The organism is Rhizobium sp. P2_G2 (assembly GCF_056403555.1).
This window is the reverse complement of record NZ_JBFUFF010000001.1, coordinates 480,913-503,138: the sequence shown is the minus strand read 5'-3', so window position 1 is coordinate 503,138 and position 22,226 is coordinate 480,913. Positions and strand designations below refer to the sequence as shown.

The 22,226-nt window shown below is 61.6% G+C and carries 22 protein-coding genes; 2 read left to right on the top strand and 20 right to left on the bottom strand.

From position 1 onward, the window contains the following. From AC1D06_RS02300 to AC1D06_RS02270, 7 genes are all read right to left on the bottom strand, one after another. The coding region (locus AC1D06_RS02300) for a Rossmann-fold NAD(P)-binding domain-containing protein (protein WP_477984669.1) at positions 1 to 488 on the bottom strand (488 nt) is incomplete at its 3' end. Positions 489 to 516: 28 nt separating this feature from the next. Next, complete coding sequence (locus AC1D06_RS02295) at positions 517 to 1,644, bottom strand: S-(hydroxymethyl)glutathione dehydrogenase/class III alcohol dehydrogenase (RefSeq protein ID WP_477984667.1); 1,128 nt, start codon at positions 1,642 to 1,644, stop codon at positions 517 to 519. 17 nt (positions 1,645 to 1,661) lie between these two features. Next, complete coding sequence (locus AC1D06_RS02290) at positions 1,662 to 2,672, bottom strand: GFA family protein (RefSeq protein ID WP_477984665.1); 1,011 nt, start codon at positions 2,670 to 2,672, stop codon at positions 1,662 to 1,664. Positions 2,673 to 2,916: 244 nt separating this feature from the next. Continuing rightward, positions 2,917 to 3,501, bottom strand: coding sequence for a YceI family protein (locus AC1D06_RS02285; RefSeq protein ID WP_477984663.1), 585 nt, complete (start codon positions 3,499 to 3,501; stop codon positions 2,917 to 2,919). Between the two features lie 19 nt (positions 3,502 to 3,520). Next, on the bottom strand, positions 3,521 to 4,408 hold the full coding sequence (locus tag AC1D06_RS02280) for a hypothetical protein (RefSeq protein WP_477984661.1): 888 nt from the start codon (positions 4,406 to 4,408) through the stop codon (positions 3,521 to 3,523). Between the two features lie 445 nt (positions 4,409 to 4,853). Continuing rightward, positions 4,854 to 5,471, bottom strand: coding sequence for a TetR/AcrR family transcriptional regulator (locus AC1D06_RS02275; protein WP_477984659.1), 618 nt, complete (start codon positions 5,469 to 5,471; stop codon positions 4,854 to 4,856). A gap of 56 nt (positions 5,472 to 5,527) precedes the next feature. Continuing rightward, positions 5,528 to 5,878 (bottom strand): DoxX family protein, encoded by a 351-nt coding sequence (locus tag AC1D06_RS02270; protein WP_477878837.1) that lies wholly within the window; start codon positions 5,876 to 5,878, stop codon positions 5,528 to 5,530. Positions 5,879 to 6,018: 140 nt separating this feature from the next. On the opposite strand from AC1D06_RS02270, the gene AC1D06_RS02265 reads away from it, so the two are divergent. Then, entirely contained in the window at positions 6,019 to 7,128 is a 1,110-nt protein-coding gene (locus AC1D06_RS02265; RefSeq protein WP_477984657.1) for an alcohol dehydrogenase catalytic domain-containing protein, read from the top strand. A 41-nt stretch (positions 7,129 to 7,169) separates the two neighbouring features. On the opposite strand, the gene AC1D06_RS02260 is transcribed toward AC1D06_RS02265, so the two are convergent. The 6 genes from AC1D06_RS02260 to AC1D06_RS02235 all read right to left on the bottom strand — a co-directional run bounded on the left by AC1D06_RS02260 (position 7,170) and on the right by AC1D06_RS02235 (position 15,065). Continuing rightward, positions 7,170 to 7,718: a c-type cytochrome gene (locus tag AC1D06_RS02260; RefSeq protein WP_477984655.1), complete on the bottom strand. Its 549-nt coding sequence runs from the start codon at positions 7,716 to 7,718 to the stop codon at positions 7,170 to 7,172. Continuing rightward, a complete protein-coding gene (locus AC1D06_RS02255; protein ID WP_477984653.1) occupies positions 7,715 to 9,937 on the bottom strand; it encodes a copper-transporting P-type ATPase in 2,223 nt (740 codons plus the stop codon). The genes AC1D06_RS02260 and AC1D06_RS02255 overlap by 4 nt, the downstream gene beginning before the upstream one ends. A 64-nt stretch (positions 9,938 to 10,001) precedes the next feature. Beyond that, complete coding sequence (locus AC1D06_RS02250) at positions 10,002 to 11,477, bottom strand: multicopper oxidase family protein (RefSeq protein ID WP_477984651.1); 1,476 nt, start codon at positions 11,475 to 11,477, stop codon at positions 10,002 to 10,004. 80 nt (positions 11,478 to 11,557) lie between these two features. Continuing rightward, positions 11,558 to 11,926: a hypothetical protein gene (locus AC1D06_RS02245; protein ID WP_477984649.1), complete on the bottom strand. Its 369-nt coding sequence runs from the start codon at positions 11,924 to 11,926 to the stop codon at positions 11,558 to 11,560. A 362-nt stretch (positions 11,927 to 12,288) separates the two neighbouring features. After that, entirely contained in the window at positions 12,289 to 14,715 is a 2,427-nt protein-coding gene (locus AC1D06_RS02240; RefSeq protein WP_477984647.1) for a putative bifunctional diguanylate cyclase/phosphodiesterase, read from the bottom strand. After that, positions 14,712 to 15,065, bottom strand: coding sequence for a hypothetical protein (locus AC1D06_RS02235; protein ID WP_477984645.1), 354 nt, complete (start codon positions 15,063 to 15,065; stop codon positions 14,712 to 14,714). Before AC1D06_RS02235 ends, AC1D06_RS02240 begins: the two co-directional genes overlap by 4 nt. Before the next feature lie 24 nt (positions 15,066 to 15,089). Here AC1D06_RS02235 and AC1D06_RS02230 point away from each other — a divergent pair, with 24 nt between their 5' ends. Further along, on the top strand, positions 15,090 to 15,785 hold the full coding sequence (locus AC1D06_RS02230) for a DUF1223 domain-containing protein (protein ID WP_477984643.1): 696 nt from the start codon (positions 15,090 to 15,092) through the stop codon (positions 15,783 to 15,785). A 73-nt stretch (positions 15,786 to 15,858) separates the two neighbouring features. On the opposite strand, the gene AC1D06_RS02225 is transcribed toward AC1D06_RS02230, so the two are convergent. The 7 genes from AC1D06_RS02225 to AC1D06_RS02195 form a co-directional block, all read right to left on the bottom strand. Then, positions 15,859 to 16,122, bottom strand: a complete 264-nt coding sequence (locus AC1D06_RS02225; protein WP_477878846.1) for a hypothetical protein — start codon at positions 16,120 to 16,122, stop codon at positions 15,859 to 15,861. A gap of 139 nt (positions 16,123 to 16,261) precedes the next feature. Further along, positions 16,262 to 17,041, bottom strand: a complete 780-nt coding sequence (locus tag AC1D06_RS02220) for a molybdopterin-binding protein (protein WP_477878847.1) — start codon at positions 17,039 to 17,041, stop codon at positions 16,262 to 16,264. Next, the gene (locus tag AC1D06_RS02215; RefSeq protein WP_477878848.1) at positions 17,038 to 17,898 is read right to left on the bottom strand and encodes a cytochrome b/b6 domain-containing protein; all 861 of its coding nucleotides are present in this window, start codon (positions 17,896 to 17,898) and stop codon (positions 17,038 to 17,040) included. The genes AC1D06_RS02220 and AC1D06_RS02215 overlap by 4 nt, the downstream gene beginning before the upstream one ends. Before the next feature lie 246 nt (positions 17,899 to 18,144). Then, on the bottom strand, positions 18,145 to 18,537 hold the full coding sequence (locus AC1D06_RS02210) for a DUF3307 domain-containing protein (protein WP_477984641.1): 393 nt from the start codon (positions 18,535 to 18,537) through the stop codon (positions 18,145 to 18,147). 10 nt (positions 18,538 to 18,547) lie between these two features. Next, on the bottom strand, positions 18,548 to 20,401 hold the full coding sequence (locus AC1D06_RS02205) for an adenylate/guanylate cyclase domain-containing protein (protein ID WP_477984639.1): 1,854 nt from the start codon (positions 20,399 to 20,401) through the stop codon (positions 18,548 to 18,550). Further along, entirely contained in the window at positions 20,391 to 21,743 is a 1,353-nt protein-coding gene (locus AC1D06_RS02200) for an NAD(P)/FAD-dependent oxidoreductase (protein ID WP_477984637.1), read from the bottom strand. The genes AC1D06_RS02205 and AC1D06_RS02200 overlap by 11 nt, the downstream gene beginning before the upstream one ends. Before the next feature lie 3 nt (positions 21,744 to 21,746). Continuing rightward, complete coding sequence (locus AC1D06_RS02195) at positions 21,747 to 22,220, bottom strand: DoxX family protein (protein ID WP_477984635.1); 474 nt, start codon at positions 22,218 to 22,220, stop codon at positions 21,747 to 21,749. Between the last annotated feature and the right edge of the window lie 6 nt (positions 22,221 to 22,226).

Below are 22,226 nucleotides of genomic sequence, written 5' to 3'. Positions count from 1 at the left end.
GTGCCGGCGGCGGTCATCATCATCGGCATCGCCCGGTCATAGATCCCGGCTGCGTCAATCACCGCCTGGTAGCCGGCGAGATTGGCCTGCGAGGAGAGCACGTCCATCGACTGCGCCCGGGTGATGCGCGGCATCAGTTCCATGGCAAACGCGGTCAGCCCGGCCGAGGCCATGTCGGCGATAGCCGCTTCGTTGCCGTAAGGGTCCATGATGGCGATGACCACGGCGCCGGATTTGTAGCCGCGGATCTCGTCGGCGGTGGGGCGGCGGACCTTGAGCACCACATCGGCCAAGGTGGCGTCGGCAATCAGGCCGATCCGTGCGCCGACTTTCTCATATTCGCCATCCGGAATGCGCGACAGTGCACCCGCACCCGCCTCGACCACGACGTCGAGGCCGAGCGACTTCATCTTCTTGACCGTCTCAGGTGAGGCCGCAACGCGCGGCTCGCCTTCGGTCTCCTTGGCTATGTATACGTTTGCTGTCACTACCCCTCCCCCGGCGCGGATCGTCGCCTCAGTAAATCACGACGCCGCGCACGCTCTCGCCGCCATGCATCAGCTCGAAACCCTTGTTGATGTCTTCGAGCGGCATGGTGTGGGTGATCATCGGGTCGATCTGGATCTTGCCATCCATGTACCAATCGACGATCTTGGGCACATCGGTGCGGCCGCGGGCGCCACCGAAGGCGGTGCCCATCCAGGTACGGCCCGTGACCAGCTGAAACGGGCGAGTGGAGATTTCCTGGCCGGCGCCGGCGACGCCGATGATGACGGACTTGCCCCAGCCGCGATGCGATGCTTCCAGCGCCTGGCGCATCACCTTGGTGTTGCCGGTGCAGTCGAAGGTGTAATCCGCGCCGCCGATCTGGTCGGCACCGCGCTTGGTCATGTTGACCAGATAGGGAACGATGTCGCCGTCGACCTCCTTCGGGTTGACGAAATGCGTCATGCCGAAACGTTCGCCCCAGACCTTCTTGTCATTGTTGAGATCGACGCCGATGATCATGTCGGCACCGGCGAGCTTGAGGCCCTGGATGACATTGAGGCCGATGCCGCCGAGGCCGAAGACCACCGCGGTGGCGCCGATCTCCACCTTGGCGGTGTTGATCACCGCACCGATGCCGGTGGTGACGCCGCAGCCGATATAGCAGATCTTGTCGAAGGGGGCATCCTCGCGCACCTTGGCCAGGGCGATTTCCGGCAGGACGGTGTAATTGGCGAAGGTCGAGCAACCCATATAGTGATGGATCTTGTCCTTGCCGATCGAGAAGCGGCTGGTGCCGTCAGGCATGACGCCCTGGCCCTGGGTGGCGCGGATGGCGGTGCAGAGATTGGTCTTGCGGGAGAGGCAAGAGGGGCAGGAGCGGCATTCCGGCGTATAGAGCGGAATGACGTGATCGCCCTTCTTGACGGTGGTCACGCCCGGGCCGACATCGACGACGACGCCGGCGCCCTCATGGCCGAGAATGGCGGGGAACAGGCCTTCCGGATCGGCACCGGAGAGCGTGAAATCGTCGGTATGGCAGATGCCGGTCGCCTTGACCTCGACCAGCACTTCGCCGGCCTTGGGGCCTTCGAGCTGGACAGTCATGATTTCGAGCGGTTTGCCGGCCTGTATGGCCACGGCGGCGCGTACGTCCATAGTGTCTGATCCTCCGTTCAGTTCTTGGCGTGTTCGCGGGTCGACGCGGCGATCTTCACTTTGTGCCAGGCGATGATGTCCATCAGTTCGGGCGAGAAGCTGTCATATGCGGGAACCGACAAGCCGGCTAACTGACTGCGTATGCCCGACATCGATGATGGCGACGTACCGGTCTCGACCAGCGATGAAACGAAGGCGGCAAATTCGATCGGAAGCTGCGCATCAGTGTCAGACAGTTCCGGGTGCACGAATTCAAGGCCGTAGAAATGATGGTCCTTGTCCGTCACCCTGCCGACCATATGGGTTCCGCAATCCCTGCAGGCGTAGCGCTGAATCTTCTGGGATTGATCGACCACAGCGAGCTTGCCGGCATTTTTCGTCTCGACGGCGGACCCTGCCGGCGTCACGGCGACCTGTGCGAAGACTGCGCCTTCCGGCTTCCAGCATTTGGAACATCCGCAGAGGTGGTTGTGATAGATCGGGCCGCTGACGGTGATCTCGACCGGTTCGTCCTGGCAGCGGCAGCGCAGCAGGGCGCAGGCCGCGTTGGAGCTGACCGGCTTACTGGCGGCGGGATGCAGGGTGAGCGTTTCCCGGCTCAGGTCTTCGGCCCGCGCCTTTATGAGGCGGTTGAATTTTTCGTAAGCCGCCCGGGTGTTGGTGTCGATGTTCGGCCATCTTTGTTCCGCAACGGGGCCACCAAATATCTCGCTGTGGGCGAGCCGCGTCTTGCCATCGGCGATCGGCTCAAGAACAAAAATATGCTCGGCGGAAAACACGCCGCCCGGCGCCTCGCTCAGCCAGCGCAGCTCGCGCGCGCCGACAATGCGGGTGATCGTCGGATTGATCGGAATATCGGGCGTGTTGTCCTGCTTGAGCGTGCCGGATACGCGTTCCCCGACGGTCGTCCGACCCTTCAGATCCGGAATGATCTCATTCCATTCCGGATATTTCTCCAGATTGTCGAGAACGCTCCAGACAAGCTGAGGCGCCGCGTCGATGATGATCTCAGTTTCCAGTGTGTACATTATTGCCCCCTGATGTTCCGGCTCGATCAAAGCTGCTCGTCGCCGGTTGGCATCATCCTCTCGCGGATCATCCGCCGTGGTCGCCGGTCGCTCGGCTAGCCTCTATCTCGATTTTTTCGATACCGCAACTTATTTCGAAAATATGTATTTATTTCGATTTTACTGTTGCGGATTTTTGGCGGCGTAAGGCCATTCGTACAAAAGCGTCGAACTTGCCATGCGCCGCCATGCCCGGTCTGCCCACTTAGCTTTTCAGTTCCTTTCCTTCGACCTGGATCGTAAGATCGACCTCGTCACCGATCATGCCGAGTGCCGCTTTCATGCCGAAATCGCTGCGCTTGATCCTGGTCGTGGCACTGAAGCCGACGACATGGCTCTTGTCCCAGGGATTCTGGCCTTCCTTGTTGAAGGTAACGTCGAGCGTCGTGGATTTGGTCACGCCGGCAATCGTCAAGTCACCGACGATCTGGCCCGTCGTATCGGTCGACTTCTTGAATTGCTTGCCGACAAAGGTGATCTCCGGGAATTCCGTCGCGTTGAACCAGTCGGCGCCCTGGATGTCGCCATCGCGTTGCTTGTTGTTGGTCGAGATCGAGGCGACGGTCACCTTGACGTCGAGATTGCTTGCCTCCGGCTTGGACGCGTCGAAATCGAAGGCTCCCGAAAACTCCCGGGCAACGCCGATCACCTTGGAGAAACCAAGATGGTCGATGTAGAACGCGATTCCCGAATGCACGGGATCGATGCTGAACTTCGTCGCCCAGGCGGGCGACACCGCTCCGGCCAGTGCCGACATCGAAAGCAGGATTGCTGCGAGTCTGTATTTCATTGTCATTCTCCTCCTCAGGTTAAACGGGAAAACTCGAGCCGTAGTCCAGGAAAGCGACGGCGACCGCGCTCGCAGCCGGAAGTGCTGCCAAGGCCACGTGAATGAAAAGGCGCGGGAACTGTCCGGATATTCCGACCGTCCGACAAACGCGGTCCGAAAACATCGGCAGGACCACGCATAAGGCGAGAACAGCGACGGAGACCAGATCGGCCTTGCGCGTGATCAGCACGACAGTGTCGACGATGGCGGTCAGACCACCCAAGGCTCCCATGGATGAAGCGCCGCCGAAACGAAAGGCGGGTTTGAAAGCATGCAGGAACAGAATCCCAAAGCACCCCGCCGCAAACATCAGGCAGAGTTGGAACGAGGAGGACGACGCGCCCAGAAGAGCTATCGGCGCAAAGCCAAGCGCCAGGACAGCAACGACACCGCCTCGCTTCACGTCGTCCTCCCGGCCGCATCCGGTGGATGCGGCGCGCGGCCACTGACCCCACGCCGCGCCACGCAACACAAACCACATCACAGCCAGCCCGCCGGCAGCCGCGACAAGGACCTCCCAGGACGCGACGCCTAAACGAGGGAGACCGATATAAATCGCCGCGAAGGCTGGCTGTAGCAGGGCGAGTGGGTGAACCGCTTTGGGCATGAGGCGCTCCGCCGCAAAGCCCAGGACCGTGCCGACAGCGATCACATAGAAGACTTTGTTGACTGCTCCCACCGGAGGGAATGCCGGCACCTTGTTGTAGACAAACCAGTAGGCGGCCACCAAAGCGGCAGGCATCAGCAGATCGGTGGGACGGACAAGACCGCGCCAGCGCATCAGCCCTGAAACCAGGAAGGCGGCCAATGCCATGACGAGCAGGGACGCGGCCAGCGCCTCCTGCGGGGAGTTGCCAAATCCAAACATACGATGTTTCCAAACTGCGAAATGGATGAGAGGCGGTTGTACGCCGATGTGCGCGCTCAGCAGACGCGGACGGCGCTACGATCTCCGGCTCGCGCCATCCGACCGGAGACGGTCGATCGATTTCTGCTCATGTTCCCCCTGTTCCCCGCGTTCTCCTCAACAGCGGGCCGCCGCATGGCAACGATAGATACTATATGGTTTTCAAATACCATTTAGTTTTCGAAGTCAAACTAGACTTTGAGTTTTTGGATGTCAAGCGCGATCAGCGTCAAGCGCCATCATTTACGGCGGATATTCGGAAACTTGCGGGAAAGATCGAGATGCGCACGGACGACGCCAAGTAACCCGAAACCAAGCTGGCTACGCGGTCACTCGTTTTTCATGCGCCGGATGATGTCGGCCGCCGATCGAGAGGCTCTGAGCGACGACGCGCAACGGAAGACGGTCAGGCCGACCTGAGGGCCGCGGATTTCGCATCTCGGGAAGAGCGGTACATCGCCCCCAAGACGACCCGAACCATGTCGCCGGGAGCGCCGTCCTTGAGGAAGCTCGATATGCCGCCATAGGTCAGTTCGAGGACGATACCGCCGATATAGAAGGGACTGGCCGGAGGCTGCAGGACAAGCTCCAGTTTGTCGATGAGGATTTTGCCCACCCCTTCCCATTGGTCGCGGAAAAGGTTGACATGGCGGTCGCCAAGCGTCTTGTCGTGCTGCGCCATCCTGAGAAGCTCGATGGCCAGCATGCCCCATTTCCGGTCGTCGCCGCGATTGCTGGCCCAGTTCGCAAGCACGTCGATCAGTTGCATGGGATCGTCGCATTTGCCGAGAAGATCGGCCAGTTGAACGACGTCCCCGCCGGCATTTCCGGCGAGCAATTGCAGGAAAATGTCTTCCTTGTTGGCGAAGTTCGAATAGAACGCGCCCTTCGAAAATCCCGCCTCTTCGGCGATCCTTTCTATCGAAGCCCCGGCATAGCCGTATCGCGCCATCACCTCGAAGGCGGATTCCAAAAGCTTTTCCTTCGTGCGAGCCTGACTCTGCTCACGTGTCAGCCGTGCCATGCGCGAATCCCGTTGATGCGTATCCAGAAACCGAGGCGTACTCCAAAAAGCGGCAATCAGACAATAGCCGTGAGAAGACAAATGAGTGCCCAGAAGATCGGATATTCCGGACCCATCTTCTGCCAGCGCCAGTTCGCGCCGTTGATCTTGACGACGGCATAGCCCGCTCCGAGCAGCACCAGGGCACCCAGAACCGCGGCAATTCGGGGATAGACGCCCAGCATCATGCCGATCGCCGCCGCAAGTTCGAAAGCCATCGTGATGCCGATGAACAGCTTGCCAGGCCTGAACCCCGCAGCCGCGAAAGTCTCAGACGCTTTGCTGTAATGCAGGCTCTTGCCAACAAAATGCGGAATGAACCAGGCGCCGCAGAGAATGCGGAGCCAGTCTACCAGAACGAAATGCATCACTCCTCCTTGAGCGCGGGTTCGGACCCGGATGGGCGAGGATATTTGGTTTTCCTCGCTTGCCTTTTCAGATACTAAACGGTATTCACAATCCGAATAGAATGTCAATACGATGCGATCTTTGAGATTGGGAGGAGATGATGATGGAAATGATGCGTGCCGCGCGATTGCATGCCGTAGGCCAGCCGATGAGCATCGACGAAGTGGAACGCCCGACGGCGACGGGAAATGATGTCGTCGTTCGCGTGAAGGCCTGTGGCATGGTTCCGAACCTGGCGAACGTGCTGGCCAACTGGGAGACATGGTACCCGCAGATGCCGCTGCCGCCGCGTCCGGCGATCCATGGTCTCGATCCGAGCGGCATCGTCCACGAGGTCGGTCCCCAGGTCGTCAGCCTCAGGCCCGGCGACAGGGTCTATGTGAATCCCGGCCGTTTTTGCGGCGCATGCCATCATTGCTCTTCCGGCAGGCCTCAGGCGTGCGAATATTGGACCTTGGGAGGATATTTCGGGTACAATCCCAAGAGCATGGAGATGTTCGCCCGCTACCCTTATGGCGGCTTCGGCGAATTCATGGTCGCCCCGCAGGCGCAAGTCATCAAAATCCCCGACAACATGAGTTTCGTCCAGGGTTCCCGCATGGGCTATCTCGGCACGTCCTACGCCGCCCTGAAGAAGTGCGGCCCGCTCATGGGCAAGACGCTGATCATCAACGGCGCGACCGGAACGTTGGGGTTGGGAGCGGCGCTGCTCGCCCTGGCGATGGGCGTCGCGAGAATCTATGCCATCGCCAGGGGCGAGAAGCTGCTCGAAAGATTGAAGGCAATCGCTCCCGACCGGATCGTCACCTTCTCGAATACGAAGGGATCGTCGGCTGCCTTCGTCAAGGATGAGACCGGCGGAAGCGGCGCGGACCTGATGCTCGATACGCTCGGCGCCAAGGCGCCCCTCGACTCCATGTTGGACGCCATGGGCGGCGTCAAACGGGGCGGTCGCATCGTCAATATCGGCGGCACGTCCGGCGCTTTGCCCGTCGACGTCAAGTGGTGGATGGACGAGCAGATGGAGTTGATCGGCTCGGTCTGGTTCACCGCCGCCGAGGGCATGGAGATCGCCGCCATGGTCGAAGCCGGCATTATCGACATGTCGGTCATGTCGCCGATGGTATGGCCGATCGAAAAGATCAACGAAGCGATCTCCGGCGTAGGGAAGGACGAGGGCGGCTTCACATACTATGCGGTCGAGCTGTGAGCGGAACTGCAATGTCCCGCACCTGCGTGGCCGACCTCCCATCAACGCCGTTCGCGGAACTCGGCGTGGCATGACGTACAGGTTTGCAGCATCATGTGGAAGGCGTGCTCGGAACTGAAGGACGCGATGTCAGGGCGATTCGCCTTGCGACGCGCGAACGGCCCGCCTTCGATCATTTCCGCGTGCCGCATCCGCATCGACTGCGGCACGCGGTCTCCGTCTGCGGCGGCCGCTCCCACCCGAGCCGCGTATGCCTGGAGTTGAGACGCAAGCGTTTCGAACTTGGCGCGCTCGGTGGCGATCTCGGGTCGCGCGTCCGATCCGGGTGCGGCCGCGATCTCCCGAAAATGCGAGACGAGCAGCGTTCCGGCCCTGTCCACGATGATCGCGGCAGCGGCCCTGAACTCATCCGCGTCATACTTCCGCTTTCCAAGAAAAAAGTCGTTCAGGGCTTTCGCGGCCGCGCTCATCGACTTCATATCGTCCTGGCGGGCTTTCACGACGGGCGGGATTGTTTGTGCAGCGGTCACGACAGAGCAGATGAGCGTAGCTCCAAGGCTCCCCGCGAACAGAAGCTCCCTGCCTGTCATAAGTTGGCTGCCCGAAGCCTGAGCGAGTTGCCGATCACGCTCACCGACGAGAGCGCCATCGCGGCGGCTGCAATGACGGGCGAGAGCAGCAGGCCGAAAGCCGGGTAGAGGATGCCTGCGGCGACGGGCACTCCGGCCGCATTGTAGACGAAGGCGAAGAACAGGTTCTGGCGGATATTGCTCATGGTGGCGCGGGACAGTTCCCTCGCCTTCACCAGCCCCTGGAGATCGCCCTTGAGCAGCGTGACGCCGGCGCTCTCGATCGCGACGTCGGTGCCAGTGCCCATCGCCACCCCGACATCGGCCGCAGCGAGAGCCGGCGCGTCGTTCACGCCGTCTCCGGCCATGGCGACGACGCGGCCCTCCGACCGCAGCTTTCTGACGATCTCGCCCTTGTTCTCCGGCAGAATCTCAGCTTCGACTTCATCGATTCCCAGGCGTTTCGCCACCGCGAGCGCGGTCGTCCTGTTGTCTCCGGTCAGCATGACCACCCTGATGCCGGCGTCACGCAGCGCCTTCAGCGCCTCCGGCGTGCTTTGCTTGACCGGGTCGGCGATTGCGATCAATCCGCCCACCTTGCCGTCGATGGACATGAATATGACCGTGGCGCCCTCTCCGCGCAGCGCTTCCGCGTCTCCGGCCAGGGCGGCGACGTCGATGCCTTGCTCTCCCATGATCCGCAGGCTGCCGATCACGAGACGTTTGCCGTCGACGGTGCCGACGACGCCTTTTCCGACCGGGCTGTCGAATTCCGAAGCGATTGACAGCGGGATGTTGCGGTCGGCCGCCGCCTGCACGACAGCGAGTGCCAATGGGTGCTCGCTCGACTTCTCCAGGCTGGCGGCGAGGCGCAGGAACTCGCGCTCCTCGATATCAGGGGCGGTCCTCACAGCGGTGACCTTCGGCCGCCCCTCGGTGAGCGTACCGGTCTTGTCGACGACGAGCGTATCGACCTTCTCGAAACGCTCAAGCGCCTCCGCGTTCTTGATCAGCACGCCGAGGCCGGCGCCCCGGCCGACGCCGACCATGATCGACATCGGGGTCGCAAGCCCGAGCGCACAAGGGCAGGCAATGATGAGCACGGCGACGGCCGCCAGGAGAGCGTGCGCGAACCGAGGCTCGGGTCCCCAAATCATCCAGGCCGCGAACGCAAGCGCAGCGACCGCGATGACCAGCGGCACGAACCAGCCGGACACCCGGTCGGCCATCCTCTGGATCGGTGCGCGCGAGCGCTGGGCATTGGCGACCATCAGCACGATCTGCGACAGCATGGTGTCCCGGCCGACCTTGCCAGCCTCCATCAGGAAGCCGCCGGTCTTGTTCATGGTCCCGCCGATCAGCGCCGAACCCGATTCCTTGGTAACGGGCATGGACTCGCCGGTGACCATCGACTCGTCGACCGAGCTCCGTCCCTCGACCAGCTTGCCGTCGACCGGAACCTTTTCTCCCGGCCGTACCCTCAACCGGTCGCCGACAGCGACCTCGTCGAGGGCCACGTCGGTTTCCGAGCCGTCAGCGGCAACCCGGCGCGCCGTCTTGGGCGCGAGGTCCAGCAGCGCCCGGATGGCTCCGCCCGTCTGCTCGCGTGCCCTCAGTTCCAGGACCTGTCCCAAGAGCACCAGAACGGTGATGACCGCGGCCGCCTCGAAATAGACGGCGACTGCGCCGCCCATGCCGCGGACAGTATCGGGGAAGAGACCGGGAGCGATGGTCGCGACGGTGCTGTAGAGCCACGCGACGCCTGTTCCCATGGCGATCAGGGTGAACATGTTGAGGTTCATTGTCGTCAGCGAGCGCCATGCGCGTTCGAAGAACGGCCATCCCGCCCACGACACGACGGGCGTGGCAAGCACGAGCTGAATCCAGTTCGAGACCTGCGGATCGACCAGCATGTGCATGTCGAACAAGTGAGCGCTCATTTCGAGGACGAAGACAGGAGCCGCCAGGATCAGCCCGACCCAGAAACGACGGCGCATGTCGAGATATTCTGCGCTCGGCCCTTGCTCCGCCGTCGCGATCTCCGGTTCCAATGCCATGCCGCAGATCGGGCAACTGCCAGGCCTCGGGCGCCTGATCTGAGGATGCATCGGGCAGGTGTAGACAGTCCCGGCTGGGGCAGCCTGCCGCGCTGCGGAGTCGGGCCGCGTCGCGGCTGGCGCACTATGATGCTCGTGATTGTGGTGCGCGTGTTCGTCGCCATGGTGATCGTGGTCGGACATGATCGAAGATTCCCGTTGCAGGGGTACCCTCCGCCGCTCGCCGGACGGAGGGCATGTGCTGGTCTCAACCCAATTTGCCGTAGTTGACATAGGTCATCATGCCCGTCGCCATGTGGTACAGGTGATGGCAATGGAGCGGCCAGCGTCCGGGATTGGCAGCATCGAAGGCGACGGTGACCTGTTGCATCGGAGGAACGAGCACAGTGTCCCGGACAGCTCCAGCGAATGCCTCGCCGTTGATCGCGACGACCTGAAAATGATGGCCGTGCAGGTGCATCGGATGCGACATCATCGACTTGTTGGACATCGTCACTTCCACGCGGTCGTTTTCCGCGACGGACAATTCGCCCGGTCCTCCGATCGACCACATGTAGGACTTCATGTCTCCCGTCAGCGACAGGTCGTAACGGCGGCTCGCCGGGCGTGCAGCCAAGGGTGACATAGCGACGACGCTCCGCTCAAAGCCAAGGTCGAGCACGGGGGCGTCCAGCGTTCCATCGACAGGAACCTTGGCCACCGTCGCGCCCGCGGTGGCGAGCACCACCCCCGCACGCTGCCGGGCGCCTTCGCGCAGCGCCAGAACCGGAAACGACCCTCCTTCCCCGGGAATCCGGACCCGGATGTCCAGCCGTTGGCCCATGGTCATCGGAAACAACCGCCCCGCGATCGGCCGCACGGGCTGCCCGTCGACGGCGACGACCTCTCCCGGAAGCGTGCCAAGGTCGATGGTGAATGCCGTCGCGGTCGCTCCGTTGATGATCCGCAGCAGAACCTTGCCGCTCCTTTCCACCCTGACGACTTCAGGATCACCGAGGGTCCGGTCGTTCGCGAGATAGGCGTCGTATTCGATGTCGTTGATGTCCATGCCGTCCATTCCCGGCATGGACTGCATATCCGACATGTCCGACATCCCGGACATGTCCATCGTGTCGTCGCCCGTCATGTGGCCCATTTTGCTATGATCCATCATCGGCATGCCGGCCATGTCGTCCGGTGTCTTCTTCAACCCGGCGAGCAGTTCCTCGGGCGACTTGAACGAGAAGTCATGCAGCAGGACGACGACCTCTTGCTCGTCGGCCGCGCGGTCAGCGGCCGTCCTCACGATCAGCGGCGCTGCGAGAAGGCGCTGTTCCTGCAGCGTGTGGGCGTGCATCCAGTGCGTTCCGCCCGGACCGGCAGGAAAGGCATAGCGCCTCGCCTCCGCGGGCTTGAGCAGTGCCGCCGGATTGTTGGGGACACCGTCCTGGTTCCAGGGCGGCGTCAATCCGTGCCAGTGCACGAGGGTCGGTTCGCCGATCTCGTTGACGAGCTCGACGTCGAACATGGATTCGGCGTCGATGACGACACCGTGCCCGCCATCCGGCCTCAATAAGCCGAAGACCTCGGCGACTTTGCCGTTGATGTCGATGGTGCGCTTGGCGACCATAAGTTTCGTGGGATTGCCCTTCGATTGGGACTGCGCGGCCAAAGCCGTGGTGGCCGGAAGGGTCAGCGCGATTGCGGCCGTCGACGCGGCCTTCAGAAGATCTCTGCGATACATGTCATACCTCGATTGGTTTCGAAGCGCCCCGCGGCCAGTGTCGTGGCGAACTGGTTTCCCCGCAGCGGGCGGAGGGTTCATCAGCTTTCGAGATGCACTTTCGGTGGGCCGAGGATCGGAGGCAGCGGCGTGCCGACCAGCACGTCCGAAACGGTCGCAGTCAGGGGAGAGATGCCGGAGAAGGCGCGGGACACGACCTGGCCGGGCATGATCGCCAGGCAAACGGCGCAGCCGACATCGCAGCAGGGTGTTTTTCCCGAGTGGTCGTGCTCACCGCCGGCATAATCCCCATGGCCGTGCGCCATCGCCTCGATTGTGTGTGGCGGCGCTTCGTGGCAGGGAAATGGCGACTCGCCGTAAGCGGCACCCGCACTTGTCAGGGCGAGGAAGACCAGCGCCGCGAGCATGCGACGTATCAGCGTCCAGTCTTTTCGCTGCCCATGCAACACGCGCTTTTCCTTCTACCCGCGAAGATACCGCCCAGACGACGCCGCTCCTTGACGCAAATCAAGCGGCGTCCAGGCATGGAAATCCTGTCATTCGGTCGAGTTGTAAGGCTTCCAACCGTGGCAAGGTCAAGGGGGTCTTTCGGCCGGCTTCGTTTTTTGTGCCTTCAGGCGCGAGATTGGCCGTCGCACTCGAGCGCCTTCGGACAATAGGCCGATGCGTGAGGCCAGGACCGTTTAAGGTATTGGCTCGCTTCACCGGCGCGGTGCAAACGGTCAAAGACTTGCGACGGCGGTGGAGCCGGATACGACCTTGTCTTGGGGCCGTCCGACCTGTTCAGACCGTCGAACATAATCCCATGAATCTAAGCCGCACACGCCGGGTGTTTCTCGAGCAAGGCCAACACTTCCGATGATGGGACGGGCCGGCTGAAATAGTATCCCTGCAGTTCTGTACAACCCTGTTCGCGGACCTTTTCCAATTGGCTGGCTGTTTCAACGCCTTCGGCAGTCGTGGACATGCCGAGGCTTGCTCCCATCGCGACAATCGCTTTTATCAAGGCGAGATTGCTGTCCGACGTTTCGATCTCTCCGACAAACGACCGGTCGATCTTTATCTTGTCAAACGGGAATGAGCGCAGATAGGAGAGCGACGAATATCCGGTGCCAAAATCATCCATGGCGATCCTGACGCCCATTTCCCTTATCTCGTGGAGCAGGGTCAGCACCGGCTCGGAAGCTGCCAGCAGAACCGATTCCGTGATTTCGAGTTCCAGGCGATGCGCTGCAAGACCTGAATCGGCAAGCGCCCCGACGATCGTGAGGCCAAGGCCGGGTGATTTGAATTGAACCGGCGAGAGATTGACCGCCAGTTTCAGATTGCCGGGCCAGGCAGCCGCTTCCCTGCAAGCGTGCTTCAACACCCATTCGCCGATCACCCCGATCACGCCGATTTCCTCTGCAATCGGTATGAAGGCGGCGGGAGGCACCATGCCACGTTCGGGATGCTGCCAGCGCAGAAGCGCCTCGAAACCGATGATCTCCTGCGTGTCAGCGTTGACGAGTGGCTGGTAGTGGAGGGCGAACTGATCCGCCGCCAGCGCGACGCGGAGATCCATTTCCATGTGCCGCCGCTCCTGCATCTGCGCTTCCATGCCGGGCTTGAAGAAGCGATACGTGCCTCGTCCATCGAGTTTGGCCCGATAGAGGGCGATATCGGCATTTCCGAGCAGGGCCTCGAGGTCCTCGTCTTTCGATCCAGCGAGCGAAATCCCGACGCTTGTCCCAATGACGACCTGATGATCGTCCAACTGGAACGGACTTCCAAGCATTTCAATGACGCGGGTGGCAAGCGCCGCACTCTGTTCCGGGTCCGTCACCCCACATTGCAGGATCACGAATTCGTCGCCACCCACGCGCGCCACCGTGTCGTTAGCGCCGGCGCACTCCAGCAGGCGCTTTGCGACGCCTTTCAGCAATGCATCGCCGACCGGATGGCCAAGGCTGTCATTGACCGATTTGAAGTGGTCGAGATCGAGCCACAGCACCGCCGGCGCCCGACCATCGCGGACACGCGATAATTCGTCCCGCAATCGCGCGCGCAACAGCGCCCGGTTGGGCAATTGCGTCAGTGCGTCATGCAGCGCCATATGCTGGATTTCGGCGGTGCGTTCTCCGACCCGTTTTTCCAATGTCTGATTGATTCCACGCTGCAATGCCATGTTGCGCAGCACCAGCACCCAGCCCGCTATCGCGGCAAGGCAGATCACGGCGACCGCACCATAGCCGGCCCACTCGAAGAAGTTGACAGCACGTGCTTCCGCGCCATTGCGGAAATCCGCATCGCTGCTGCCGGCCCAGAAGGACCAGCTTGATCGGGGATCGTATGACTCCAACGGCAGAACTTCGGAATAGATGAGCGACGCGTCCGGTTTGGCGGCGGAGACCGCAGGCATCGAGACATTCACCTGACCCTCTGTCGCCGCCAGGATAACGCCATTCTGGCGGTTCACCAACGCATAGCGTTCGGGTGGCAACAGGGCCTGTAGCGCGCCAAGTCTGATGATGCCTGTGATCGAACCTTTCAGCTTGCCGTCCGGATCAAAAAACGGAACCGAAAACATGACGCCAGTCCGGTCATATTCGTTTCTTGTCTTGGAAAAGACCGTGTTGTCGCAGGTCATGACCGGCTCGCCACTGATCATCGGCAGCTTCAGGCCGGTGACCTTGCCGATATCGGCATAGTTCTGCTTGAGCCACGACAATTGCTGCCTCAGCTGCCGGTACTCGTAAATCTCGATTTCCGGGATGCTATCCTCGGCTTTTTGGCTGTCTTCGCCGAACGGATCGGCGGCGCCAGCATTGCGGCCCGCATCGACGATCAACTGATCGAACATCAAAATCGGCTCTTCAAGCTTGCCGGTCGCCCAATCGATGCGCTCCGGATTGAGGCTGACCGGCACGATATAGACTTCCGAAACGGCAACCGAATTCGCCAGGTTGTTATAGATCTGCTGGATTGCGTTCCGGCTGTCCGCATCCAGATTGGTGCCGTGGCGGTCGAGCTTGCGGACGCTTGGCAGCCTGCTTATCGTCCGGAGGTTTTCGTAGATCTGCCGTAGCGACTTGTTGACGCCATCGGAGGCTGAAGCGGTATCGGCATGTTGCGCTTCGACATAGTGCAGACGCGCATTCTGGTATTCGCGCGCCGCTTCCATATGGACCGCCGCCGCCATAGCGACGCCCATGAAAACGATCACCATGGCACCAAGCGCAAAATTACCGGGCTTCATCGCACCTTACCAAGTACATACAGGCCAGGCGCATTAGACAATGATAATATTAACGCTTCATACGAGGTTTTTCCTGCAGAGTTATTTTGACGGGATAAACACGTGACCGGCAGCATTTGCTTGGCACTCAAAACGACCTTCTCATTGGATGCGTGGCCAAAATTGCTGTCCATTGCATAGCGCATATCTGCTGCGTCGACGGCGCGATCGAGATCATCACGCTCAGGCGCGATGAATTGCACCTTCTTCACATTGCCCGGCACTATGAGGCGGATTGAAATCTTCGCCGCACCGGCAATCACCATCGCGTGAGCCTGTAACGAACCCAGCCCCCGGTCCGAAGATGTCATGTCTCAACCGAAGGGAACGCTGCGATGAAACGATCAGCCAATGCCGTTGCGACGGCCGCTTTACTCCTCGCCGGACTCACGATGCCCGCAAAGGCGGCGGATCATGCGCCTGTCGTCGTCGAACTTTTCACCAGCCAAGGATGCTCCTCCTGTCCGCCGGCCAACGCAAATCTGATCAAGCTCAGCAAGCAGAAAGACGTGCTGGCTCTGAGTTTCGCCGTCACCTACTGGGACTATCTCGGCTGGAAGGATACGTTCGGCAAAGAGGAATTCACCGACCGGCAGGCGCGTTATGAACCGGCGCTCGGCCAGGAGGGGCCGTTCACCCCGCAGATGGTGGTCAACGGCACAGTCAGTGCGGTCGGCAACGACCTCGGGGAGATGCAGCAACTGGTCACCAATGCCGATCCGCTTGCCGGTCCCTCGATTTCATTGCGCGGCACGCATGCGGACATCGGCAGTTCGGATATTGCCGGCGGCACGGCCGATGTCTGGCTGGTGCGCTATGACCCGAATGTCGTGAAAGTGCCGGTCGACCGCGGCGAAAACACCGGCGTGACGCTGGCGCACACCCATGTCGTCCACGCCCTGACACGTCTCGGCAAATGGCACGGCAAAACTGAGACCTTCGATTTTTCCGCCGCGGCGGGCAAGCTGCACACAGCCATCCTGGTCCAGGGCGAAAATGGCGGATCGATCATCGCCGCAGCGAGCAACTGAGCGGCGCGCTCCGGTAACACTCAAAACATCAGGGCCCGTTTCCGGGCCCTGATCACCTTTCCGGACTACCGATTTACATCATGCTCTTCATGGCATTGTCCATGTGCATCTTGCAGTCGGACATCTTCTTCATCTTCATCGAGTCCTTGGCCATCGTCATTTCCTTCATGGCCTTGTCCTTCATCGCCATGTCCTTCATGCCGTCGATCTTCTTGTCCATCTTCATCATCGACGCATTGGTGCATTTCGCCTTCGACATCATCATCGTGTTGGCGGCCATGGCCGGCGAGATGAAGGCGCCCGCAACGATGACGGCAGCGATGGTCAGTTTCAGCATGGTAGTCTCCTTTTGGTTTCGGGCGTCATTGCCCTTTGGGTAAAGTCTATCCATCGGCCGGGAGAGCCTCTCCCGGACCCGTGTGAATTCCAATATTGATGCGGTTTAGCGCCCGCGCCTCAGCGCATTGGGCAGGGCCTCAGATACCGGCATACCATTCGTAGCCGCGGTCCTCCCAGAAGCCACCCTTGCCGCTGCCCAGGTCATTGAACCGGTCGCGCAATTCGATACGCATAAGGTATTTGGCCTGCTTGTAGCCCAGGTGACGCTCGACCCGCAGGCGCAGCGGCGCCCCATGCGCCACTTCCAGATCCTTGCCGTTCATGCCGTAGGCGAGGATGGTCTGGGGGTGGAAAGCATCGATCAGGTCGACGCTCTCGTAATAGCGGCCCGAGCCATCCAGCGACTGTTCGAGGTCGTCGGCGCAGTAGAACACGGCATAACGGGCATTCGGCTTGACGCCCGCCGTCTTGAGCAGCAGGCCGAGCGGAACCCCGGTCCACTTGCCGATCGCGCTCCAGCCCTCGACACAGTCGTGACGGGTAATCTGCGTCCGCGACGGCAGCTTCTTCAGATCGGCCAGCGAAAACGCCATCGGCCGCTCGACCAGGCCGTCGATCTTCAGGCGCCAGTCGACAAAGCCGGTTTCCATCATCTGCGTATAGGCGTCGCTGTCGGGCTGGCTGGTGCCGTTCGAGCGGAAGGTCGGCGAAATATCAGCCTCCGAAAATTCCCGCGCCAGCTTGTCGCGCGGCACGAGCAGCCGCTGCGACCCCATGGTCAGTTTCTCGGCCATGGCGAGAACGTCGTTGACGCTCTGGTTTTCCACCACCGCATCGCAGCCGGAAAGGCCGATGGCACCAAGCCCGAGCGCGGAGCCGACCAGGATACGGCGACGGCTGAACAGGAGAGAACTCATTCGGACGGCTCCTTCGTCTCGATCGCGTAGCGCCCGGTCACCATCGAGCGCATGTTGTTCCAGAAACCCGACAGGATCACCATCGCCACATGGACGATGACGAACAGCACGATGCTCCAGGCACAGAAGAAATGGATCGCCCGCGCCGACGGACGGCCGCCGAAGATATCTAGCAGCCAGGGGAAGCCGGCATCGATCCCCGGCGACATGGTGAGGCCGGTTGCCAGCATCAGCGGCAACAGCACGACGATGACGGCGACATAGGCGAGCTTTTGCAGGGCATTGTAATGCCGGGCCTCGTCGCCTTTGGGAAAACGCAGTCGCGCATGCTGGATGATCTCCTGCCAGATGTGCCGAGGGGCGATTTCGCTCAACTTCGGCGCTAGGTCTCGGCGGAGATGACCGGAGACAAGGCTTGTCGCCAGATAAATCAGGCCATTGATGACAAACAGCCAGGCGAAGAAGAAATGCCAGCGCCTGCCGGTCGCCAAGTCCTGGTAACCGGGGATCGTGATCCAGGCCGGAAAGGCCCGCGCCGTCATCTCCCCGTCCTGCCGGGACGCACCGAGCAGGCCGGTCGTCGTGATCGTCAGACTGCCGATGCGCAGATAGCCACGCATCGCATCGCCATCGCCGTCCGAACCGATCTCGACAAAGGAAGGATCGTTGTCGGCGCCATACTGTCCCCAATGCAGCGCCGGATAGGCGTTGAAAATCTGCAGCCCGCTCATCAACAGCATGGTCAGGCAAAGCACGTTCAGCCAATGGCACAGGCGCGTGACGACGGAATGCCGACGGACAAGGATTTTTCTCGGTGGTTCGGGTATATGAACTTCGCTTGGATCAATTGCGACCATGTCTTCCTGCTTCCACCCAGCGCGCTGCTCTTGGCGGCGGCGGCTCTCATAGGCATTTACGAAGGTCGGGCTGCGAAAGTTACAGCAGCCTTCAAATATTTTCTCACGAAACACCGGCTTGTGCTCGAGGCCTCGTATCAGGGCCTGGATCATACTGCCCGAAAGTGTCCCAGGTTTCGGGACAACGACATGTGCCAAACAAAGAGACAAAGCAAGTCGCTTGAATCCGCAAGCATGCGGCACGCTTCAGTTGACACCATGACTGTAGATGATCGTGGCCAGAATTGCAGAGTAGGTCAGATGGTGGGCCAGTTGGTCGAGCCCATGCAACATCCAGAACAGACGGCTGTTCATCGATTGCGGATGCAGTCGGCCATGAACGGCCTTGGAATGGTCGATGACGAAATGGATGACAAACTCGCCGCCACCGACAACCACGACCCAGATCAAATTCGGCGTCGAGATCCATAGGATCGGCATGGTGGCGATGGCGTGAATGCCGGCATGAACATATCCGCCCGGTCTTGCTAGATCGCCCTTGCCGCCGATCATCCACCCCGGCTGCAGCATATAGTCAGCGACGAAATGCTTGCTCTGCAGCCAGATCAGTGTTGCAAGCAGGAGCCAGCCGACAGCCATATCCCGTCCCTCACCTCACCCGATCGATCGTGTGCACGTCGACCGGTGCCGTCTTGCCTCGGACGGAGACACCGCCCAGCGCCCGTGTGGCCAGATGGCCGCGGGTTTTCACAAGCGTCTCATCACTCAGCACGATCTCTACGCCCTGCTCCTTGGCGATGCCGACAAGGCGGCTTGCGAGATTGACGGGGTCGCCGATCGCCGTGTAGCTTAGCCGTTCCGCCGAGCCGATATTGCCGACGAGCGCCACGCCGGTATTGATGCCGATGCGCACCCGAACCGCGTCATGCTTTGGCGCAATCGGCGACATGGCATGCATGGCGTCACGGATGGCCGCCGCGGCGCGGCAGGCGCGCAGTGCATGGTCGGGCTCGTCATTGGGCGCATTCCAGATCGCCATCACGGCGTCGCCGATGAACTTGTCTACCGTTCCGCCCTCCGCATGGACGGCGGCGATGGAGAGGGTCAGGAAGCGCGTCAGGCTTGGCTCGACACCTGCCCCGAGCTCTTCGGTGAGTTCGGTAAAGCCCGGCAGATCGGCAAACAGCACCGTCACTTCCCTCAATTCGCCGCCCGGCTTGGCCGCGATGCCGCCATCGATGAGAGGGCGAACAACCTCCACCGGCATGAAGCGGGCAAAGGCGGATAGGCCTGTCGACATCCGCTTCAGCGCGGACGAGAAATCGTCAAGTTCGGTGAGCAGCACGGGGTGGTGCTCGACGGCGTCGAGCTCGAACCTCTCGATTAAGTGCAATTGCTGGGCCAGACGAGACAGCGGCCGGGCAAACATGATCCGGGCGAACACGATCGCGGTGATCGCGGCAAGTCCGGCCAGACCGGCAATGATGAAGATCACGCGCTTGGTATTCGCATCGATGTCGCCTGCGAAGGTCGCCCGCGGTACGGCCGTGACCAGCCGCCAGTCCTCGAACGGCAGCTTGCTCGACGAGACGAAGACCGGCCCGAGAACCTTGCTGTCGACCAGGGTGCGGACGCTGTCTGCCTTGTCGCCGGTCTCGGTCGAAGCGACGGCGGCAGCAAGCGCATCCGATGGCGGGAAATCCGCGAGATGTGCGGCCACGACGCCATCGGACGGGTCTGATGTCGCCAGTACCATATTGCCTTTGGCGAGCACAAAGACCTTGCTGCCTTTCGGAATATTGAGGGCCGCAAGCGCGGCCGACAGGCGATTGAGGCTGACGGCAACCATCACCACGCCTTCGAAATGGCCGAACGCTTCGACTTTCTTGGAGACGATGATCGCCGGTTCGAAGCCGTTGGGCAGAATGTTGACGACACTCCAGGCGGGCTCGACGCTTGCCTTGCCGAGACGGTACCAGGGCGACCCCTCAGCCACATAGGCGCTTTCCGACTTGACCCGGCTTTCGAAGAAGATGTCGCCGGGGATCGGCTTATAGAGATCGCGGCGCAGGGCGCGCGGCTTGCCCGGCAGGCCGGCATTGATCTCGACCATTTCGATCTGCCCGTCCGCCGTCGCATGCGAGCCGAAGAAATGGCCATCCGGAAAGCCGAAGCCGATCCAGGCGATAGCCGGCTGCTCACGCAACAGCGACAGGAACAGGAATTCCCGCTTCACTTCATCGTCCGGCTTGATCGCACCTTGGAAGAAGATCGACCTGACGATTTCGGCGGTGCTGGACACAAGCGCGAGGTTCGAAGACAAGTCGTTGCGCACGGCAGCGGTGCTTTGCGCATCAAGGCTCGCAACGACCGTTTCGACGTTTTCGGTCGCGGTGCGCAGCCAGATCAGATGCACCAGAGCCGCCGTGGACAGGACGGCAACGAGCAGCAATGCGGTGACCGCACGCCCCATTTTGATCCGTGGGAAAAACCTAGCGTTCATGGCGATCGGTGATCAGGCGGGCGCTACGGTCATAGCGGAGATAGGCCAAGGCCCAGTCCATGAACACCACGGCGCGGTTGCGGAAACCGACGAGAAACCAGAGATGGGCGATATTCCAGACCAGCCAGGCGGTGAGGCCCGACAACCGGATGCGGCCGAAATCGGCAACGGCGGCCTTGCGTCCGATCGTCGCCAGATTGCCGAGATGCCGGTAGGCAAAAGGCTCGATGGTCCGGCCTGCCAAACGGGCGAGGATGGAGCGCGCCGCATGCTGGCCCATTTGCTTGGCGGCCGGCGCGATGCCCGGGACAGGCCTCCCATCGGCATGCAGCACTGCAGCGGTGTCGCCGATGACGAAGATATCATCGTGGTCCGGCGGATTGAGGTTCCGGTCGACGTGGACACGACCGGCACGATCACCCGGCACGCCAAGCCATTTTGCCGCTTTCGACGCCATCACACCGGCCGCCCACAGCACGCAGGACGATCGGATTTTCTGTTCCTCGCCGAGCTTGACACCATCGGCATCGCATCCGGTCACCCGTTCCTGCAAGCGCACCTCAACGCCCAGAGCCTCCAACTGCCGCTTGGCTCTGTCGGAGAGCGCCTCGGGCATGGTCGGCAGGACGCGGTTGCCGGCTTCGACCAGTACGACGCGCGCCGATGATGAATCGATGCGGCGAAAATCGCGGATTATGACTTTGCGCGCCAGTTCGGCAATCGCGCCTGCGAGCTCGACTCCGGTCGGACCGCCTCCGACGACGACGAAGGTCAGGAACCGTTCCCGGTCAGCCTCGTCCTCGGCCGCCTCGGCGCGTTCGAAAACCGACAATATCCTGGCGCGGATTTCGGTAGCGTCGCCGATGGTCTTCAGGCCGGGCGCGATCTCGGCCCATTCGTCATTGCCGAAATAGGCGTGCCGCGCACCGGTGGCGACGACGAGATAGTCGTAGGGAATGTCGCGGCTGGTCGTCCGGACGATCCGCGCCTCTTTGTCGATGCCTTCGACGCGCTGCATCAGCACCGTGGCGTTTCCCTGGCGCGACAGGATGCGGCGGATCGGCATGGCGATCTGCGCGGGGGAAAGGCCGGCCGTCGCCACCTGATAGAGCAGCGGCTGGAAAAGGTGATAGTTGCGGCGGTCGATCACCGTGATTTCGACGTCGGCATGGCGCAGGCCCATGGCAGCCGCAAGACCGCCGAAACCGGCCCCGAGGATCACCACCCTCGGGCGGGCTCCCCCGGCTTGAGGCGCCTTCAAATCCGGCGCAGTCAGGCCGCCATTGTTTTTCACCAGGGGAATGTTTTCGACCTGAGGTCTGTCTTCGACCAGGGCACGCATCGTTCAGCGCCCCTTCAACAGCAGGCGGCCTGCGAGATAGTCGAGCGAGACCACGCCGGCCCCGCGTGCGAGGATCAGCAGCAGGGGTGCTGTCCACAGCAGGTGATCCGGCCAGTTCTGCGGATAGACGAGAAGCTGGATCGTCGAGATGACGCCGAGCAGCATCAGCGCCGCCAGCCGCGAGAACAGGCCGAAGAAGATCAGCACGCAGCCGCTGAGTTCCGCCGTCGTTGCCAGCAAGGCGGCGACGCCGGGGTCGATCAGCGGCAGCTTGTATTCGAGCGTGAACAGCTGGATCGTCACCGGCCAGGAGGCGAGCTTGCTCTGCGACGATTGCCAGAAGACATGCGCAACCGCGAGGCGGGAAACGAGCTGCACAAGCGACAGCGGCAGGGAATTCACGCGCGCAAGCGCAGCGGAATAAAGTCCGACGAGACCAGCTCTCTGGGGCATGGAAACGGGGTTCATCATGGTCATGGTTTC

Excerpts from the sequence above, each read along its gene's own strand:
- AC1D06_RS02295 (WP_477984667.1), bottom strand. The coding sequence starts at position 1,644 with ATGGACGTACGCGCCGCCGTGGCCATACAGGCCGGCAAACCGCTCGAA.
- AC1D06_RS02290 (WP_477984665.1), bottom strand. The coding sequence starts at position 2,672 with ATGTACACACTGGAAACTGAGATCATCATCGACGCGGCGCCTCAGCTT.
- AC1D06_RS02285 (WP_477984663.1), bottom strand. The coding sequence starts at position 3,501 with ATGAAATACAGACTCGCAGCAATCCTGCTTTCGATGTCGGCACTGGCC.
- AC1D06_RS02280 (WP_477984661.1), bottom strand. The coding sequence starts at position 4,408 with ATGTTTGGATTTGGCAACTCCCCGCAGGAGGCGCTGGCCGCGTCCCTG.
- AC1D06_RS02275 (WP_477984659.1), bottom strand. The coding sequence starts at position 5,471 with ATGGCACGGCTGACACGTGAGCAGAGTCAGGCTCGCACGAAGGAAAAG.
- AC1D06_RS02270 (WP_477878837.1), bottom strand. The coding sequence starts at position 5,878 with ATGCATTTCGTTCTGGTAGACTGGCTCCGCATTCTCTGCGGCGCCTGG.
- AC1D06_RS02265 (WP_477984657.1), top strand. The coding sequence starts at position 6,019 with ATGATGGAAATGATGCGTGCCGCGCGATTGCATGCCGTAGGCCAGCCG.
- AC1D06_RS02260 (WP_477984655.1), bottom strand. The coding sequence starts at position 7,718 with ATGACAGGCAGGGAGCTTCTGTTCGCGGGGAGCCTTGGAGCTACGCTC.
- AC1D06_RS02255 (WP_477984653.1), bottom strand. The coding sequence starts at position 9,937 with ATGTCCGACCACGATCACCATGGCGACGAACACGCGCACCACAATCAC.
- AC1D06_RS02250 (WP_477984651.1), bottom strand. The coding sequence starts at position 11,477 with ATGTATCGCAGAGATCTTCTGAAGGCCGCGTCGACGGCCGCAATCGCG.
- AC1D06_RS02240 (WP_477984647.1), bottom strand. The coding sequence starts at position 14,715 with ATGAAGCCCGGTAATTTTGCGCTTGGTGCCATGGTGATCGTTTTCATG.
- AC1D06_RS02235 (WP_477984645.1), bottom strand. The coding sequence starts at position 15,065 with ATGACATCTTCGGACCGGGGGCTGGGTTCGTTACAGGCTCACGCGATG.
- AC1D06_RS02230 (WP_477984643.1), top strand. The coding sequence starts at position 15,090 with ATGAAACGATCAGCCAATGCCGTTGCGACGGCCGCTTTACTCCTCGCC.
- AC1D06_RS02225 (WP_477878846.1), bottom strand. The coding sequence starts at position 16,122 with ATGCTGAAACTGACCATCGCTGCCGTCATCGTTGCGGGCGCCTTCATC.
- AC1D06_RS02220 (WP_477878847.1), bottom strand. The coding sequence starts at position 17,041 with ATGAGTTCTCTCCTGTTCAGCCGTCGCCGTATCCTGGTCGGCTCCGCG.
- AC1D06_RS02215 (WP_477878848.1), bottom strand. The coding sequence starts at position 17,898 with ATGGTCGCAATTGATCCAAGCGAAGTTCATATACCCGAACCACCGAGA.
- AC1D06_RS02210 (WP_477984641.1), bottom strand. The coding sequence starts at position 18,537 with ATGGCTGTCGGCTGGCTCCTGCTTGCAACACTGATCTGGCTGCAGAGC.
- AC1D06_RS02205 (WP_477984639.1), bottom strand. The coding sequence starts at position 20,401 with ATGAACGCTAGGTTTTTCCCACGGATCAAAATGGGGCGTGCGGTCACC.
- AC1D06_RS02200 (WP_477984637.1), bottom strand. The coding sequence starts at position 21,743 with ATGCGTGCCCTGGTCGAAGACAGACCTCAGGTCGAAAACATTCCCCTG.
- AC1D06_RS02195 (WP_477984635.1), bottom strand. The coding sequence starts at position 22,220 with ATGACCATGATGAACCCCGTTTCCATGCCCCAGAGAGCTGGTCTCGTC.